Below are 16182 nucleotides of genomic sequence, written 5' to 3' on the forward strand. Positions count from 1 at the left end.
GCGTGAAGTTCCTGCTGATCGGTCTGCTGCGCGCCTACCGCGCGCTGATCAGCCCTCTGTACGGCCAGGTCTGCCGCTATCACCCCTCGTGCTCGGCCTATGCGCTCGACGCGGTGCGGGTCCACGGGTCGGTGCGAGGATCATGGTTGTCCGTACGCCGTCTCGTTCGCTGCCACCCGTGGGCGGCCGGCGGGTACGACCCTGTTCCCCCGCGCGGTCACGCGCGTTCCTCCCGGATTCAAGGAGCCTGAGTGTTCGACTTCTTCGGCGCGATCGGCAGCTTCATCATGACGCCGCTGTATTACGTCATCTCCGTCGTGCTGGTCGGGTTCCACAGCGCCCTGAGCAAGATCTTCGACCCCTCCTCGGGCGCTGCCTGGGTGCTGTCCATCGTCGGGCTGACGCTGGTGATCCGCTCGGCGCTGATCCCGCTGTTCGTCAAGCAGATCAAGTCCAGCCGCAACATGCAGCTCATCCAGCCCAAGGTCAAGGAGCTGCAGAAGAAGTACGGCCACGACCGGGAGCGTCTCGCCCAGGAGACGATGAAGCTCTACAAGGACACGGGGACCAACCCGTTCGCCTCCTGTCTGCCGATCTTTTTGCAGATGCCAATCTTCTTCGCCCTGTTCCGGCTGATCGACTCGGCCGCGAACGGCAAGGCGCACGGTGTCCTGACCGACGAGAAGGCGGACATGTTCGCCGACGCCGAGCTCTTCGGCGTGCAGATCTCGAAGACGTTCATGAAGGCCGACGGCGACGTCGGCGTGATGGTCCTCGCCGCGATCCTGGTGATCGCGATGACGCTGACCACCTTCCTCACCCAGCGTCAGCTGATGAGCAAGAACATGCCTGCCGACGCTCTCACGGGCCCCTACGCGCAGCAGCAGAAGATGCTTCTCTATGTGCTGCCGTTGGTCTTCGCGGTCGGCGGTGTGGCCTTCCCGATCGGCGTCCTGGTCTACTGGACCACCTCCAACCTGTGGACGATGGGCCAGCAGTTCTACGTGATCCGTCGCAACCCGGCCCCGAACACCGAGGCGGCCAAGGCGAAGGCCGAGCGCGACGCGGCCAAGGCCGCCCGCAAGGGTCATGGCTCCACGGGCGACGTCTCGCTCACCAAGGGCGGCACCGCCGTTGTCGAGGCGCCGGCCGAGCCGGTGCGCCCGGCTCCGCGTCAGCAGCCCAAGAAGCAGCCCCGCAGCCAGCGCAAGAAGAAGTCGCCGGGCAAGGGCCCGGGACGCCCGCGCTGACCCTCTCTCGACCTGCCCGCCCGCCAGCCTTCTCAGGAGTTCCCGTGAGTGACGCCCCTACCCCAGAAGCGCCCGCCCCCGACACAGCTCCCTCCGAACCGCTGGCGAGCGACGAGGCGCCTGCTGCTGTCGAGTCCGTCGACACGGAGCAGGGTGAGGCCGAGCAGGGTGAGGCCGAGTCGACCGGGGCCGGGCGCCTCTCCCGCGTCCAGCGCCTGGAGCAGGAGGGCGACATCGCCGCCGACTACCTCGAGGAGCTCCTCGACATCGCCGATCTGGACGGCGACCTGGACATCGACGTGGACGGGGACCGGGCCGCTGTCTCCATCGTCGGTGCCGACCTCTCGCAGCTCGTGGGTGCCCAGGGTGAGGTGCTGGACGCCATCCAGGAGCTGACGCGGCTGGCGGTGTACCGAGAGACGGGCGAGCGCTCCCGGCTGATGCTCGACATCTCCGGCTACCGGGAGGCGCGGCGCGCTGCCCTGGTGCAGCTTGCCCAGGAGGCCATCGCCGAGGTCCGTGCGTCCGGGGAGCGGCTCCCCCTGGACCCGATGTCGCCGTTCGAGCGCAAGGTGGTGCACGACGCGGTGGCCGCTGCCGGGCTGGGTTCCGAGAGCTCCGGGACCGAGCCGCGCCGGTTCGTCGTGGTGCTCCCCGCGTGACGTTTCAGTGGTGAGATCGCTTCATGAGTGACGTTTCACGTGAAACACCCTCCGCGCCCGAGGTGGCCCGGAGGGTTTTCGCTGCCGGCAGGCTCCCCCTCGTGGAGCGCTACGCGGAGCTGCTGGCCGGCGAGGGGGTCGTGCGCGGACTGATCGGTCCGCGCGAGGCGCCCCGGCTGTGGTCGCGACACCTGTTGAACTGCGGGGTGCTCTCGGAGCTGGTGCCCGACTCGGCGTCGCTGTGCGACATCGGCACCGGGGCCGGCCTGCCTGGCCTGGTGCTGGCGATCGCGCGCCCCGACGTACAGGTGACGCTGGTCGAGCCGCTGCTGCGGCGCACGGTCTTCCTTGATCTCGTGGTCGAGGACCTTGCGCTGGAGAACGTCGAGGTGGTGCGGGCCAAGGCCGAGGCCCTGCATGGTGAGCGTACGTTCGGCATCGTCACCTCCCGTGCCGTCGCGCCACTGGAGCGCCTGCTGGGCTGGTCGATGCCGCTGGTGGCCCCCGACGGCGCGCTCGTCGCGATGAAGGGCTCCTCGGTGCAGGAGGAGTTGCAGCAGGCGCACGGGTTGCTCGAAGAGCTGCGCGTCGCTCCGCCCGCCGTCCACCTGCTCGGTGACGGGATCCTGGAGCAGCCGACCACGGCCCTACGAATCGCCTGGGGCCCCGATGGCCGGGTAGGTTGGCGTCCGCCACGCACGGCACCGGCCGGTGGAGCGCGGTCAAGCAAGCGTGCGCGGAAACAGAGGAGATCGGGATGACAGAGAACGATTCTGACCCCACCGGGCACCGCGGTACCGCATCCGTGGAGTCGTCGCCCACAGAGTTATCCACCGCTCCGGGGGGTGCCTCTGAGCGTAACCATCCACAGAATGGGTCAAGTTCTCCACAGGTCCCCGCCCAGGCGACCGATGTTTCACGTGAAACCGGATCCGCTGCCCCCAGCGACGTTTCACGTGAAACAGGGTCCACGGCCGGGGCCGACGTTTCACGTGAAACACGACGCCCTTCTCCCTATCGGGTCCGCACGGCGGCAGACCTGGACACCGGCGAGTCTCCGCTGCACGACGAGACCACTCCCCTGGCTCGCGCGGCGGAACACTCGGTGCTGGCGCGCAGCGGTGCTCGGATGCGACCGGCGATGGGCCGCCCCGATCGCACCCGGGTGCTCGTGGTGGCCAACCAGAAGGGCGGCGTGGGCAAGACGACGTCCACGGTGAATCTGGCCGCCTCCCTGGCCCAGCTGGGTCAGCGTGTGTTGGTCATCGACCTGGATCCGCAGGGAAACGCGTCTACGGCGCTGAACATCGACCATCACCGCGGCACGCCGTCGACCTACGACCTTCTGGTGGAGGGCGTGCCGTTGACTGAGGTCGTGCAGCCCTGCCCCGACGTGCCCAACCTCTTCGTGAGCCCCGCGACCATCGACCTCGCCGGCGCTGAGATCGAGCTGGTGAGCGTGGTCGCCCGGGAGAGCCGTCTCCACAAGGCGATCCAGGCGCACCCGCTGGTCGGTGTGCACGAGGAAGTGGGCGAGGAGTGCTTCGACTTCATCCTCATCGACTGTCCCCCGTCGCTGGGCCTGCTGACGCTGAATGCGTTGGTGGCCGGCCAGGAGATGATGATCCCGATCCAGGCCGAGTACTACGCCCTCGAAGGGCTCGGTCAACTGCTGGAGACCGTCGAGATGGTCCGGCAGCACCTGAACCCGGATCTGCGCGTCTCCACCATCCTGGTCACCATGTACGACGCGCGCACCCGCTTGGCCGCCGGTGTGGCCAGCGAGGTCCGCGAGCACTTCGGTGGGCAGGTGCTGCGCACGATGATCCCCCGCTCGGTCCGCGTCTCCGAGGCTCCGTCGTACAGCCAGACGGTGATGACCTACGACCCCGGTTCTCCGGGCGCGTTGAGCTACCTGGAGGCTGCTCGCGAGATCGCCACCAAGGGAGCACCGGTATGAGCAACAAGGCACCGCAGCGGCGCGGTCTGGGTCGTGGCCTCGGGTCCCTCATCCCCACCGGACCGAGCCAGCCCGTCTCCGACACGGCTGGGTCGAGCGACGCCGGAGTCCCCGGAAGGGCCCAGGAGGGCGCTTCCTCCCCCACAGCGGCCCCAGATCGGGCCGCTGAGCCTTCTGTGGCAGCCAAATTGAGCGATTCTGGCGTTGAAGGCGACGCCGCTGGCTCAGAAATCGGCTCAGATTCCCGCTCTCAGCACGCTGAACGGGGTGGGACGCCGGTTTCCAGCGCCTATTTCGTCGAGTTGCCCATCGATCAGGTGCGTCCGAACGCTCGGCAGCCGCGTGAGGTCTTCGACGAGGAGGCGATGGCGGAGCTCGTCCACTCGATCCGCGAGGTCGGTCTCCTCCAGCCGGTGGTGGTGCGGCCGACCGGCCCGGACAGCTACGAGCTCGTCATGGGCGAACGGCGCTGGCGTGCCTCCCAGGAGGCCGGCGCGGAGACGATCCCGGCCATCGTGCGCGAGACCGGCGACAACGTGATGCTCCGTGACGCGCTCCTGGAGAACCTGCACCGCTCCCAGCTCAACCCTCTCGAAGAGGCCTCGGCCTATGCGCAGCTTCTCGAGGACTTCCACTGCACGCATGACGAGCTGGCGCAGCGGATCGGACGATCCCGGCCCCAGATCAGCAACACTCTGAGATTGCTGAAGCTCTCCCCCGCGGTGCAGCGGCGCGTGGCTGCCGGCGTACTGTCGGCCGGTCACGCGCGGGCCCTGCTCTCGGTCGAGGACGGCGAGTTCCAGGACCGCCTCGCCCAGCGGGTGGTTGCCGAGGGCATCAGCGTGCGCGGCCTCGAAGAGATCGTCGCCGTGGGGGATCCTGGCAAGCCGGCCCGCGCTCCTCAGCGCCGTACGGCCGCCCCGGGGCTCTCCGACCTCTCAGATCGCCTCTCTGACCGCTTCGAGACCCGGGTGAAGGTGGACGTCGGCAAGTCCAAGGGCCGGATCACGGTGGAGTTCGCCACTCTCGACGACCTTCAGCGGATCGTGGACATCATGGACCCCCGCAATCGCACCGACCGGCCCATCTGAGCATCGATATATCGCTTTGTCGACATAGCGATATAGCCATGTATCGCTAAGGTGATCTAGCGCTTAAGCGGTTAATGGCTTTACCGTGCGCATGTTGGCGCCATGTCGTGTGCCTGAGAGCGCGTTGGGTCGCGACGTGGGGTACACGAACGGGCTGCGGGGGCCGCTTGGGCCGGGCGTGGGTTGGGTTGTGTGCCTGAGAGCGCGCTGGAAGGCGCTGTGGGGTACACGACCGGCCTGAGGAGCCTCGTTTGGGCGGGGCGTGGCTGGGTTGCGTGTGTGAGGGCGCGTTCGAACGCGTTGTGGGGCATGCGACCGGCCCGCGTGGGCTGTGCGGGCCGCTCAGACGGGGCGTGGGCTGGATTGTGTGCCCGAGGGCGCGCTGGGAAGCGTTGTGGGGCACACAACCGGCGCGTGGGGCCTCGTTAGGCGAGGCATGACCCACCAAGCGGAGCGGCGTCCGGGGCGGCGGGGAGCTGGACGGCGGGGGTGGGACGGGTCGGGCGGGGCCGGGTCAGGAGCGCTTGGCGGCGCGCTTCTCGGCGCGACGGCGGGCCCGGGCCACCTTCTCCTCGGCGTCGAGGCGGGCGGCCTCCTCCAGGGTCGGGGCGCCGCCACCGAACCGGGCCGGGACCCACCAGGCGCCCGGGGGCTTCTCCTCGGCGGGGTAGGCGGCGATGGTTCGGTCGAGCAGGGCCCCCAGGGCCGCCTTCAGCTCCGCGGTCTCGGCCACGGGATCGGCGCCCGAGGGGTAGAGCGGCTCCCCCACGGTGATCGCGATGGTCTTGCCCCGCGAGAAGTCCTTGGGGTGGTCCTTGGTCATCATCCGCTGGGTGCCGAACAGCGCGACCGGGATCAGCGGCACTCCGGCTGCCGCAGCGATCCGGACGGTGCCGGTCTTGAACTCCTTGAGCTCCATGGCCCGTGAGATCGTCGCCTCGGGGAAGATCCCCACCGCCTCGCCCTGGCCGAGCAGCTCGACCGCCCGGTGGTAGGAGCCCAGGCCCTCGCCCCGGTCCACCTCAATGTGATGCATGGAGCGCATCACCGGGCCGCCGATCGGGTGGTCGAAGATCTCCTTCTTGGCCATGAAGCGGACCAGCCGCCGCGAGGGGTGCGCGGCGAAGCCGCCGTAGACGAAGTCCGGGTAGCCGATGTGGTTGAAGGCCAGCAGCACGCCGCCCTGGCGCGGGACGTTCTCCGTCCCGGTCATCTGGAAGCGCTGCCCGAGGAGTCGGAAGCAGGTCTTCGCCGTAGCGATGATGGGCGGGTAGGTGACGTCGCGCATGGGTCTCCTCGCTGGGTGGGTGGGCCGCACTCTACTGCCGGTGGGTCCCTGCCCTGCCGGGCGGCCGGCGGTAAGGTGGCCTCGCGTGTCGACCCTGCCCGGCGACGTCGGAGGTGCCTCTTGTCCCGCAAGATCGTGCGGTTCAACCTCGAGCATCTCGCCATCCTCGACCCGCCGTGTCGCGACTGCCTGTTCTGGGAGCTCGACCCCGTGCTGCGCCGCCGCGTCCCACGATCCGACGTCGTCGCCGAGAAGGAACGCCACCTGGCCGAGGTGCTGGACGAGTGGGGCTCGTGCGGACGGGTGGCGCTGGTGGACGAGGTCCCGGTCGGCTACGTCCTGTACGCCCCGGCCGCGTACTTCCCCGGCGCAGCGGTCTTCCCCACCGCGCCGGTGTCGCCCGACGCGGTCCTGCTCACCACCGCGTACGTCGCACCCGACGCGGCGGGCGGGGGACTGGAGCGCACGCTGGTCCAGGCGATGGCCCGCGACCTGCTGGAGCGCGGTGGGGTCCGGGCCGTCGAGGCGTTCGGAGACGCGCGCCCGGCGAACGCACGCAGCCGCAGCGGCGTCCTCGGCTCGAGTCCCGGCTGCGTCCTGGCCAGGGACTTCCTCGCCAGCGTCGGCTTCAAGACCCAGCGCAGCCACCCCACCGTGCCGCGGATGCGGATGGACCTGCGGATGGCGCTCACCTGGCGCGACGAGATGGAGCTGGCCCTCGACCGGCTCCGCGGGGTGGTGCGTCCGGTCCGGCGGCCGGTGGCCGGGCCGGTCCCGCGTGAGACCCAGGAACCGGTGGCGCCACAACGCCGACCGCCGGCGTCCCAGAGCGGGACACCGGCGGTCGGGACAGCGGTGGGACTCAGCCGATGAAGGGGGCGAGCTCCTTGAGCAGCGCCGCCTTCGGCTTGGCGCCGACGATCGACTTGACGACCTCGCCGCCCTGGTAGACGTTCAGCGTCGGGATGCCGGTCACCCGGTACGACGCCGGCGTGACGGGGTTCTCGTCGACGTTCATCTTCACGAAGGTCAGCTTGTCGCCGTGGGTGGAGGCGATCTCGTCGAGGATCGGCGAGACCTGACGGCACGGGCCGCACCACTCGGCCCAGAAGTCGACGAGGACGGGCTTGTCGGACTTGAGGACCTGCGCCTCGAACTCGGCGTCGGTCACGGCAGCGATGTTCGCCACGGTCATCCCTCTTTCTGGAGCGTTGGTCTTCTCGGCTGAGTCAAGAACAGCGGGTGCGCCGTAGATGTTCCCACCCACGGCACGGCAGGACCGCAGGCTCAGGCGCCGGCGATCTGCACGGTCTCGGTCACGATGGCCGCCGTCTCCTCCGCCGAGCCCGCGGTGGAGGCCGCGTGGTCGAGGACGGCGAGGTAGCGCTCGGCGTCCAGCGCAGCCGAGCAGCCGGTCCCTGCGGCGGTGATCGCCTGACGGTACTGGTGGTCGACCAGGTCGCCGGCGGCGAACACACCGGGCAGGTTGGTGGCCGTGGAGGGCTGCTCGACGAGCACGTAGCCGTTGTCGTCGAGGTCCACCTGGCCGGTCAGCAGCTCCGAGCGCGGGTCGTGGCCCACGGCGATGAACAGGCCGGTGACGTCCAGCGGGCGGGTCTGACCGCTCACCGTGTCGCGCAGGGTGACGCCAGCCAGCTTGTCGTCACCGTGGATCTCGGCGACCTCGCTGTTCCACAGGATCTCGAGCTTGGGGTCGGCGAAGGCCCGCTCCTGCATGATCTTCGAGGCGCGCAGCTCGTCGCGGCGGTGGATCAGGTAGACCTTTGAGGCGAACCGGGTCAGGAACGTGGCCTCCTCGATCGCGGAGTCGCCGCCCCCGACGACGGCGATCGCCTGCTCGCGGAAGAAGAAGCCGTCGCACGTCGCGCACCAGGACACGCCGCGCCCGGAGAGCTCCTCCTCGCGGGGCAGGCCGAGCTTGCGGTAGCCCGAGCCGGTGGCCAGGATCACCGCGCGGGCGGTGTAAGTGTCGGTGGCGGTGCGGACCACCTTCTCCTCGCCGGTGAGGTCGACCTCGACGACGTCGTCGGCGATGAGCTCGGCACCGAAGCGCTCGGCCTGGGCGCGCATCTCGTCCATCAGCGCCGGACCCATGATGCCGTCGCGGAAGCCGGGGAAGTTCTCGACCTCGGTGGTGTTCATCAGGGCGCCACCGGCGGTGACGGAGCCCTCGAAGACCAGGGGAGCGAGGTTGGCGCGGGCGGCGTAGACCGCTGCGGTGTATCCCGAGGGCCCCGATCCGATGATGATCACGTTGCGGGGGTCAGACTGGCGCTGCTCGGACATGCGCGGGCGCTCCTCGACGTTGAGACGTAGATGGTGGGGACATCAAGCAGAACCGATCGTAGGGGAGTCGCATTCCCGGCCCTCACGGCGCCGGAAGCACCGTGGTCCGGGTGAGCTCGGGCTGACCGCACACGATCACCTGGTAGCGGCGCTCTCCGTCCACGCGCGGACCCACGATCAACACGCCGGGGCGACCGCCGTACGACGAGGGGTAGACGTCACCGGCGACGTTCTCGGGCACGCACTGGGTCAGGTCCGCGGGGAGGTGCCCGCGCCCGCGGCTCCTGCGCAGGGCGCCGTCCTCCACGGCCCTGGCCGCAGCCTGGACGTCGGCGGCGAAGTGCTCCGGGCGGATCGGGACCGCCTTCGAAGCGGTGTAGCCCTCGAGCAGCTGCTGGTAGGCGTCCTGCGACAGGTCGGATTGGGGTCGGGGATCGGCGGGGGCAGGGTTGGGAGCACGGCTGGGGGAGGCGGGGCCGTCCTCCTGTCGGACGTCGCTGTCGGCCGCCGAGCCGGCCGTGTCACTGTCCGCGCTGGTGGACTGGTCCCCGGAGCCGGTGCCGACGGGCAGGACCGCGGGCAGCGTCGCTCCGGCCGCGACCACGGCCGCCGCCGCCACCAGCAGCCTCAGCCGACGGGTACGCCGCCGCGCGCCCAGGTCGACGACCGGCGCCGCGCTGGGAGCGCCGCCGTCCGCGGCCCGATCGGCCAGGTCGGCCAGCGCGGCCTCGATCCGCGCCACGACCGGCTCGGGCATCGGCTCGGTGTGACGCGCGTGCGCCAGTAGACGGGCGACCTCGCGCTCCTGGCGCGGTGAGAGCTCCTGCTCGGCGCTGCCGTCCTCGTCGTCCTGCACGGTGCTGTCACCTCCTCCGCCGGTGTGGTCGCGACTGCCTCTGTCGGGCTCGCTTTATCGGAACTGCGTCTGCTCAGGGCTGGGCTGCGTCCTCGCTGTCGAGGGGAGCGCCGGGTGCACGGGCCGCCGGGGGCCCGCGTGGGGACGCCGCGGATGGGACGCTCGAGGAGGCGCTGCGGTTCCGGTGGCCCGGGTCACGTCCACCCGGCGGAGCGAAGAGGTCCAGCTGCGCGGCGAGCCGGGCGCGCCCCCGCGAGCAGCGCGACTTCACGGTCCCCTCGGGGCAGTCCAGGATCGCCGCGGCCTCAGCCACGGAGTACCCCTCCATGTCCACGAGCACCAGCGCGGCCCGCTGCTCGGCCGGCAGGGTGGCCAGCGCGGCCAGCACGGCACGGCGTCGCTCCGCGCGCACCGCGTGCTCGGCCGGGTCCTCGCTGGCCTCGGTGGCCGAGGCGAGCGAGCGGTGGGAGTCGTGCTCGTCCAGGTCGTCGGGGAGCGGGTCGGTCGAGCGGACCTTCGCGGCCCGGATCCGGTCGAGGCAGGCGTTGACGACCACCCGGTGCAGCCAGGTGGTCACCGCCGCGTCGCCCCGGAAGGAGGCCGCGCGACGGTACGCCGCGACCATGGCGTCCTGGAGGCCGTCAGCGGCGTCCTCGGGGTTCCCCATCGTGCGCAGGGCCACCGCCCAGAGCCGGTCGCGATGGCGGGCGAAGAGCTGGCCGAAGGCCTCGGGGTCCCCGCCGACGTGCGCCTGCAGCAGCTCTGCGTCGCTGGCTGCTGCGGGCGCGTTCACCCCCGGACCACCACGTCGGCGATCTCGCCGCGGAACTCCGCGCCCACCGAGGGGATCCGGGTCAGCCAGAGCGTCAGGTAGCGCCCGGAGGCACCCTGGTCGGGCTTCAGGGTGAGGGTCTCGCCCTCGGAGGTGCCCTCGGCGACCGGCTTCATCGTGGTGACGTCGGTGGGCACCTCGTCGCTCAGGTACGCCTCGAGCGTGGTGGGCGCACCCACCAGGCGCACCTCGACGCTGCGCACCTCCTCGGTCTTCTGGAGGTCCAGCACCACGCCGACGCCGCCCTTGTAGCCGCCCTCGGCGAACTGGTCCTTGTAGGTCATCGTGATCCAGGTGGTGGCCGGGTCGCCGTCCAGGATCAGCGGGACCCGCTCGGGATACTCCTCCGCGGGGTCGCCCTCGGGGTCGAAGTCCGTCGCGGTGATCCCCGAGATCGGGGTCGGGGCCGCCCGGCTCGGTGTGGCGCGCGGTGACGCGTCGTCGTCGGAGGCGTTGAACGGGGTGTCCTTGCCCAAGGAGAGCCCGATCACCACGGCGACCAGGAGCAGCGTGCCCAGCCCCACCAGTGCGGCGGCCAGCAGGGAGCGTCGACCGGGCAGCGGCTCGGGGTCGGCCTCCTCCTCGAAGGGGGCGATGGAGTGGCCGGTGCCGGTGCTGACCTCGGCGCCCCACGGCCAGAACTCGCCGCTGCCGGAGGTCGGCGCGGCCCCCGGGCGGGGCCGTCGCACGGGCTGGCCGTCGGGCGGGTCGGGCGCGAAGAGCGGGCGGACCGGCGGGTCCTCGAACGGCGGAGGCGGCGGCGGAGCCTCGGTGCGCGCGGTCAGCCAGGAGACGTCGTCCGCCTCGTCGTCGAAGATCGGCATGCCGGCCTGGGTGGGCAGCTCGGTGACCGGAACGGCCGGGGGAGACGGCTCGGGGACCGGCGCCGCCGGCGGCGGCGGCTCGGTGGCGCGCTCGGTCGGGGGCGGGCTCGCCGGCGTGGGCGCGAAGCGGCGGGTGGGCTCGTCGTCGTGGGTCGCCTGCGGGACGGAGTCCTTCTCCACCAGCGGGACCCGCATCGTGGGGGAGACGTCGGGATCCGAGAGCGGTGCCGGGGAGAGCGGCCCGGTGACCGGACCGAGGGGACCGTTGACCGGGAGGACCGAGCGCGACGGCAACCGGTGCAGACCGTGCTCACGGGCCGCCTCGACGGCGATCAGGGCCGACGGGTCGCCGACGAACGAGCGCAGCAGCTCGGCGATCGCGCGCGCCTCGTGCTCGACCACGCAGGCGGTGGGCGCCCCGTGGGAGTTGAGCACCTCGTCGCACAGCTGGTCCAGGGAGCGAGGAACTCCGGCGCGCACCTGCCGCGGCCGCAGCACTCGGCCGGCCTCCTCCGGTGCGGCGGGAACCTCCGAGCGCGACGCTCCCGCCCAGCGGCCGGTCAGGCCGGCGTAGAGCAGGGCGACCAGGTCGACCAGGTCGGTGCCGCGGCGGGCCGGGGACAGTCCGTACAGCGCCGCCTCGACGGCGTACCCGATCACCCGGATGGAGCCGGTGGTGTCGATCAGCACGTTCTCGGGGACGAGCCGGCCGTGCGCCACCCCGACCGCGTGGCCGGCGGCGACCGCGTCGGCGACCTCGGAGACGATCCACGCCGCGCGCCGGGGCGTCAGCGGCCCTTCGGTGGCGAGCAGGGCGTCCAACGAGGTGCCGTTGCCCCACTCGTTGACCACGTAGCAGAAGCCGTCGCCCTGCTCGGCGTCGAGCACGCGCAGCAGGTGGGGATCGCTCACGGTCGCCGAGCGGCGTGCGGCCTCGAGCAGGCCGGGCGCGCGCGGGTCGTCCGCTTTGATCACGTGGACCGCCACGTGGCGTGCGAGCACGCGGTCGTGGGCGCGCCAGAAGCGGCCCTCCCCACTCTCGCTCAGCAGGTCCTCGAGCCGGTAGCGGCCGGCGAGTACGTCGCCGTGGCGGATCGTGTCGGGCACGGACCTCCTCACCTCAACTGGGCCTGACGCCGGGTCCTGGCATGCGCATCCATCCTAGGGCCGCTCGTCATCGCCGGTGGGAGGGTGCTCGTCGGGTCACGGTGTCGAGTATGGCGGTCACCTCGCCGATGCGCAGCGCACGCGCCAGAGCGAGGAAGATCGCGGCGTCGACCAGGGTGATGGCCGCGCCCACCACCAGGGCGACCAGCTGGCTGGGGTCCTCCGCGCGCTCGTGCAGCACGTGGGCCAGCGCCGCGGCGACCGCCGTGGCGATGCCGGCGGCGATCACGATGCGGACCAGGAACCGGATCGTCCGGCGGGTGTCGAGGCCGCCCAGCAGCCGCCCGAGCACCAGGTAGGACAGCAGCGACCCGACCGCGTAGGAGATGCCGTAGGCGGCGGCGAGGGCGGGGGAGGTGTGCTCGGGGTCGGTGCGCGCCACCAGCACCACGGCGGCGGCGATGTTGACCGCGGCGATCACGCACTGCACCCAGAAGACGGTGCGGGTCCGCTCGAGGGCGTAGAAGCCGCGCAGCATCAGGTAGTGGACGGTGAAGAAGAGGATGCCGGGCCCGAAGAAGGCCAGCGACAGCGTGTAGAGCTGGTAGGTGTCGCGCGCCGCGCCGTAGGAGATCACGTTGGCCACGTCCGGCGCGACCAGCGGCAGCAGCGCGGCGAACGGCACGATGACCGCGAGCGCGCTGCGCAGCGTGGCGCCGAGGCTGGCGCCCAGCCCGGCCAGGTCGCCCTCCGCGGCGAGGGCCGAGAGCCGCGGCAGGATCGCGGTGGCCAGCGACACCGTGATCACCGAGTGCGGCACCATCACGATCAGGAACGCGGTGGCGTAGACCGCGTAGCCGGTGCCCGAGCTGGTCGTGGTCGCCCCGCAGACGTCCGTGGCCGCCTGGGCGGTGCCGCTGGAGGCGAGCCGGACCACCACGGTGTAGGCGATCTGGTTGACGATCACGAAGAGCACCGTCCACGTCCCCAGCCGCAGGGTGTGTCCGAGCCCGGTGTTGCGGAAGTCGAAGCGCGGGGAGTACCGGAAGCCGGCCGCCCGCAGGTAGGGGACCAGGATCAGCAGCTGGGCGGCGATGCCGAGCGTGGAGCCGACGCCCAGCATCAGCTCCTGGCCCGAGGTGAACCCGCCGCACCTCTCGTCACCCTCGGCGGGGCCGTAGCTCAGCAGGTACAGCGCGAGCACCAGCACCGAGATCACGTTGTTGGCGATCGGGGCCCACATCATCGGGCCGAACCGGCCGCGGGCGTTGAGGATCTGACCGACCAGCACGAACATGCCGTAGAAGAACACCTGCGGCAGGCAGTAGCGCGCGAAGTCGATCACCGACTCGCGCTGCGCGGCGAGGTCGGGGGAGTCGAAGCGGCCGTCGAGGTAGATCGACATCACCCAGGGGGCGGCGAGGACCAGCAGGATCGTCACCGCGCCCAGGAAGAGCCCGGCCAGAGTGATCACCCGGTTGGCGTAGCCGTCGCCGCCGTCGGGGTCGTTCTTCATCGAGCGCACCAGCTGCGGCACCAGGACGGCGTTGAACACGCCACCGGCGAGCAGGATGTAGAGCATGTTCGGGATCGTGTTGGCGATCGAGAACAGGTCCGCGTGCAGCATGTTGCCCAGGGCGGCGGCGAGCAGGAACGCCCGCACGAAGCCGCTGAGGCGCGACACGATCGTGCCGGCCGCCATCACGGCCGTGGAGGAGAGGATCTTCTTCTGCTCGTCGGTGTTCGTCATCACTCGTCCGGGGTCGGCGGGGTGTCGGACCGGCTGCGCCGCACGCGGCGGACCAGGCGCAGGGCGATCGCCGCGAAGAGCAGCCCCGCTCCGATCGCCATGATCACCCAGATGATCTCGCTCACCTGGGCGGTGCGCAGCGGGAGGGTGTCGGAGGAACCGAGGCGCTGGCCGGACAGGTCGGTCACCTCGAGGGTCACGGTGTGCACCCCGATCTGGTCGGAGCTCGCCTGCAGCAGCACGGTCGTGCTCGACTCCGCCTCGAGCCGAATCTCGCGCGGTGCCCGGATGCTCAGCGGCGAGTCCGTCACCGCCTCGATCCGGACGCCCACGGGCTGGTCCAGCCCGTTCACGAGGGTAGCGGCGAAGCGACCGCTCTCGCTGGACAGCGTCACCGAGCGGGGCGCCTCGATGCGGACCATCGCGAGCTGGTCCTCGACCCACGCGCGGGCCTGCTCGGTGCGCTCCAGGAAGAGGTGGGGCCGGTTGCGCGCGAAGTAGGAGGCGTCGCCGAGCGCCTCGTCGGTGATCTGGCCGGCCACGGAGTCGTTGCGGATGAGCACGTTCTGCAGCGTCTCCCCCGCGGCGACCAGCGCGGTGGACGCCACCAGGTTCTCGGCCGGGAGCTCCAGCTCGGCCTGCTTCTCGGGGTAGACCAGGCTCTCGGAGGGGACCGCGCGGGCCGGCACGGAGCCGGTCGCCTCCTCGAGGGTGGCCAGCTCCAGCCAGCCGGCCTGGTCGAGCCCCTCGAAGAACTCGCGCGCGCTCGTGGGGTTCCAGCTCACCGGCAGGGAGGCGACCAGCGGACTGTCGTCGCCGGCCAGGACGCGCAGCGCGGTCTCGGCCAGGATCCGCTGGCGCACCGACAGCGGCGTCGCCTCGGACGACGGCTCGGAGCCCCCCGAGCTCGCGCCGGAGCGGGCGAGGACCACCCGGCGGCCGTCCACGGCCGCCACCGCCGGCGCCGGCTCGGAGCCTCCCTCGCCGGTGGTCGCGACGGCGTCCTCGGAGAGCAGCACCGTGGTGTCCTCGTCGGTGACCCCGAGGCCGGCCGCGTCGAGGTACCCCTCGGGCGGCACCACGGCCGGGGTGCCGTCCAGGGAGAGCTGCTTCAAGGCGGCGTCCGTGCGCCGGCGCGCCAGGGCGTAGAGCTCCGGTTCGAGCTCACCGGCGGCGGCGACGTCGAGGTCGCCGTACGGGAGGGCGAGCACCTGGCCCTCGCGCAGCACCTCGCGCAGCCGTTCCAGCCACGGCCCGCCGAGCGCCATCGCGGTCAGCTCGGCCGCCGTCGGCGTGACGTCCGGGTCAAGGGGCGAGTCGTCGGGCGGCACCTCGGTGAGCTGGGGAGTCTCGGGCGAGGGGCCGGACTCGGCCTCCTTCTCGGGCCGACGGTCGCCGGTCGGCCCCAGGAAGCGGGTGGGGTTGCCGGCGACCAGCGAGGTCACCGCGGCCGGCACCGCCGGGTCCAGCGCCCAGGTGAGCGGGCGGTCCTCGGCCGCCTCACCGAGGGCGACGATGCTGTTCAGGCGGCCGCCGGGGCCCAGGTCGCGGTTCCACCGGGCGACGCCGGTGATCTTGCCGTCGGCGGTGTGGGTGACGTTGCGGCGCACCGGCAGCACCAGCGAGGTCGCCACTTTGCGAGTGGTCCGGCCCACCAGCGGGATGAACGTGCGGACCCGGCCGTTCGCCGAGTCGGTGCGACCGGTCGGGCTCTGGCCCAGGGCGTGCACGCCCAGCCAGTACACGCCCGGGGCGCCGCTGATCTCCGCGTCGAGCTCGGCGCGCGGCACGGTGATCACGAACGACGCGGTGGACCCGGCCGGGAGGTCCGCGACGGTGGCGAAGCTGCCCTCGCGGGTGATCCGGTCGCCGATGTACTCGTCGGCCGGTGTCTGCGCCGCGGCGGAGAGCTCCGCGGCGGTGGTCATCGGCACGGACGAGACGACCGGGTGCAGGTTGACGTCCGACCAGTCCTCGTCCGTGGTGTTGGTGACGTGCCCGCGCAGGGTGAGCGGTCCCCGGCGGGGGATCACCGCCGGGGAGACGCCGTCGAGGGTGATCTCCAGCGGATCGAGGGACTCGGCGTCCTCCTCGACCGCGGGCGCCTCGACCGACACCGGGGCCGACTGCGGAGCCGAGGAGGGGGCCGACAGGGGGGCCGACGCGAGCGCCGGCGCGACCCCGGTTGCGCCGAGCCACGTCGCGAGAGCCAGGACCAGGGCAGGCAGCATCGACGGGGGGCGGAGCACCCGTCG

15 protein-coding genes are annotated in these 16182 nt (G+C 71.7%); 7 read left to right on the forward strand and 8 right to left on the reverse strand.

Annotated elements, in window-relative coordinates; translation table 11 throughout:
• Positions 1 to 2 precede the first annotated feature (2 nt).
• The 6 genes from yidD to AC6EI4_RS02470 all read left to right on the forward strand — a co-directional run bounded on the left by yidD (position 3) and on the right by AC6EI4_RS02470 (position 4963).
• Positions 3 to 251, forward strand: coding sequence for a membrane protein insertion efficiency factor YidD (yidD, locus tag AC6EI4_RS02445; protein WP_498420044.1), 249 nt, complete (start codon positions 3 to 5; stop codon positions 249 to 251).
• A gap of 36 nt (positions 252 to 287) precedes the next feature.
• A complete protein-coding gene (yidC, locus tag AC6EI4_RS02450; protein WP_498450571.1) occupies positions 288 to 1250 on the forward strand; it encodes a membrane protein insertase YidC in 963 nt (320 codons plus the stop codon).
• 101 nt (positions 1251 to 1351) lie between these two features.
• Complete coding sequence (locus AC6EI4_RS02455; protein ID WP_498450572.1) at positions 1352 to 1912, forward strand: Jag family protein; 561 nt, start codon at positions 1352 to 1354, stop codon at positions 1910 to 1912.
• Between the two features lie 101 nt (positions 1913 to 2013).
• A complete protein-coding gene (gene rsmG / locus AC6EI4_RS02460; protein ID WP_498450461.1) occupies positions 2014 to 2673 on the forward strand; it encodes a 16S rRNA (guanine(527)-N(7))-methyltransferase RsmG in 660 nt (219 codons plus the stop codon).
• A gap of 380 nt (positions 2674 to 3053) precedes the next feature.
• Positions 3054 to 3872 carry a ParA family protein gene (locus AC6EI4_RS02465; RefSeq protein WP_498420038.1) on the forward strand — a complete coding sequence of 273 codons (819 nt, stop codon included), beginning with the start codon at positions 3054 to 3056 and terminating at the stop codon, positions 3870 to 3872.
• Entirely contained in the window at positions 3869 to 4963 is a 1095-nt protein-coding gene (locus tag AC6EI4_RS02470) for a ParB/RepB/Spo0J family partition protein (protein ID WP_498450462.1), read from the forward strand. The genes AC6EI4_RS02465 and AC6EI4_RS02470 overlap by 4 nt, the downstream gene beginning before the upstream one ends.
• A gap of 514 nt (positions 4964 to 5477) precedes the next feature.
• Here AC6EI4_RS02470 and AC6EI4_RS02475 read toward each other — a convergent pair.
• The gene (locus AC6EI4_RS02475) at positions 5478 to 6251 is read right to left on the reverse strand and encodes a lysophospholipid acyltransferase family protein (protein ID WP_498420035.1); all 774 of its coding nucleotides are present in this window, start codon (positions 6249 to 6251) and stop codon (positions 5478 to 5480) included.
• A gap of 120 nt (positions 6252 to 6371) precedes the next feature.
• Between AC6EI4_RS02475 and AC6EI4_RS02480 the strand changes: the two genes are divergently transcribed.
• Positions 6372 to 7124 carry a GNAT family N-acetyltransferase gene (locus AC6EI4_RS02480; RefSeq protein ID WP_498450463.1) on the forward strand — a complete coding sequence of 251 codons (753 nt, stop codon included), beginning with the start codon at positions 6372 to 6374 and terminating at the stop codon, positions 7122 to 7124.
• Here AC6EI4_RS02480 and trxA read toward each other — a convergent pair.
• The 7 genes from trxA to AC6EI4_RS02515 all read right to left on the reverse strand — a co-directional run bounded on the left by trxA (position 7114) and on the right by AC6EI4_RS02515 (position 16176).
• Positions 7114 to 7446 (reverse strand): thioredoxin, encoded by a 333-nt coding sequence (gene trxA / locus AC6EI4_RS02485; protein WP_498420031.1) that lies wholly within the window; start codon positions 7444 to 7446, stop codon positions 7114 to 7116. The two genes, AC6EI4_RS02480 and trxA, sit on opposite strands and share 11 nt — an antisense overlap.
• 92 nt (positions 7447 to 7538) lie before the next feature.
• On the reverse strand, positions 7539 to 8558 hold the full coding sequence (gene trxB, locus AC6EI4_RS02490) for a thioredoxin-disulfide reductase (RefSeq protein ID WP_498450464.1): 1020 nt from the start codon (positions 8556 to 8558) through the stop codon (positions 7539 to 7541).
• An 82-nt stretch (positions 8559 to 8640) separates the two neighbouring features.
• Positions 8641 to 9414: a hypothetical protein gene (locus tag AC6EI4_RS02495; protein ID WP_498450465.1), complete on the reverse strand. Its 774-nt coding sequence runs from the start codon at positions 9412 to 9414 to the stop codon at positions 8641 to 8643.
• A 73-nt stretch (positions 9415 to 9487) separates the two neighbouring features.
• Positions 9488 to 10207, reverse strand: a complete 720-nt coding sequence (gene sigM, locus AC6EI4_RS02500; RefSeq protein ID WP_498450466.1) for an RNA polymerase sigma factor SigM — start codon at positions 10205 to 10207, stop codon at positions 9488 to 9490.
• Positions 10204 to 12177: a protein kinase family protein gene (locus tag AC6EI4_RS02505; protein WP_498450467.1), complete on the reverse strand. Its 1974-nt coding sequence runs from the start codon at positions 12175 to 12177 to the stop codon at positions 10204 to 10206. Before AC6EI4_RS02505 ends, sigM begins: the two co-directional genes overlap by 4 nt.
• A gap of 67 nt (positions 12178 to 12244) precedes the next feature.
• Positions 12245 to 13927: a murein biosynthesis integral membrane protein MurJ gene (gene murJ, locus AC6EI4_RS02510; protein WP_498420023.1), complete on the reverse strand. Its 1683-nt coding sequence runs from the start codon at positions 13925 to 13927 to the stop codon at positions 12245 to 12247.
• On the reverse strand, positions 13927 to 16176 hold the full coding sequence (locus AC6EI4_RS02515) for a DUF6049 family protein (protein ID WP_498450468.1): 2250 nt from the start codon (positions 16174 to 16176) through the stop codon (positions 13927 to 13929). Before AC6EI4_RS02515 ends, murJ begins: the two co-directional genes overlap by 1 nt.
• Between the last annotated feature and the right edge of the window lie 6 nt (positions 16177 to 16182).

The sequence above is a fragment of the Nocardioides sp. Z43_10 genome (assembly GCF_059766615.1).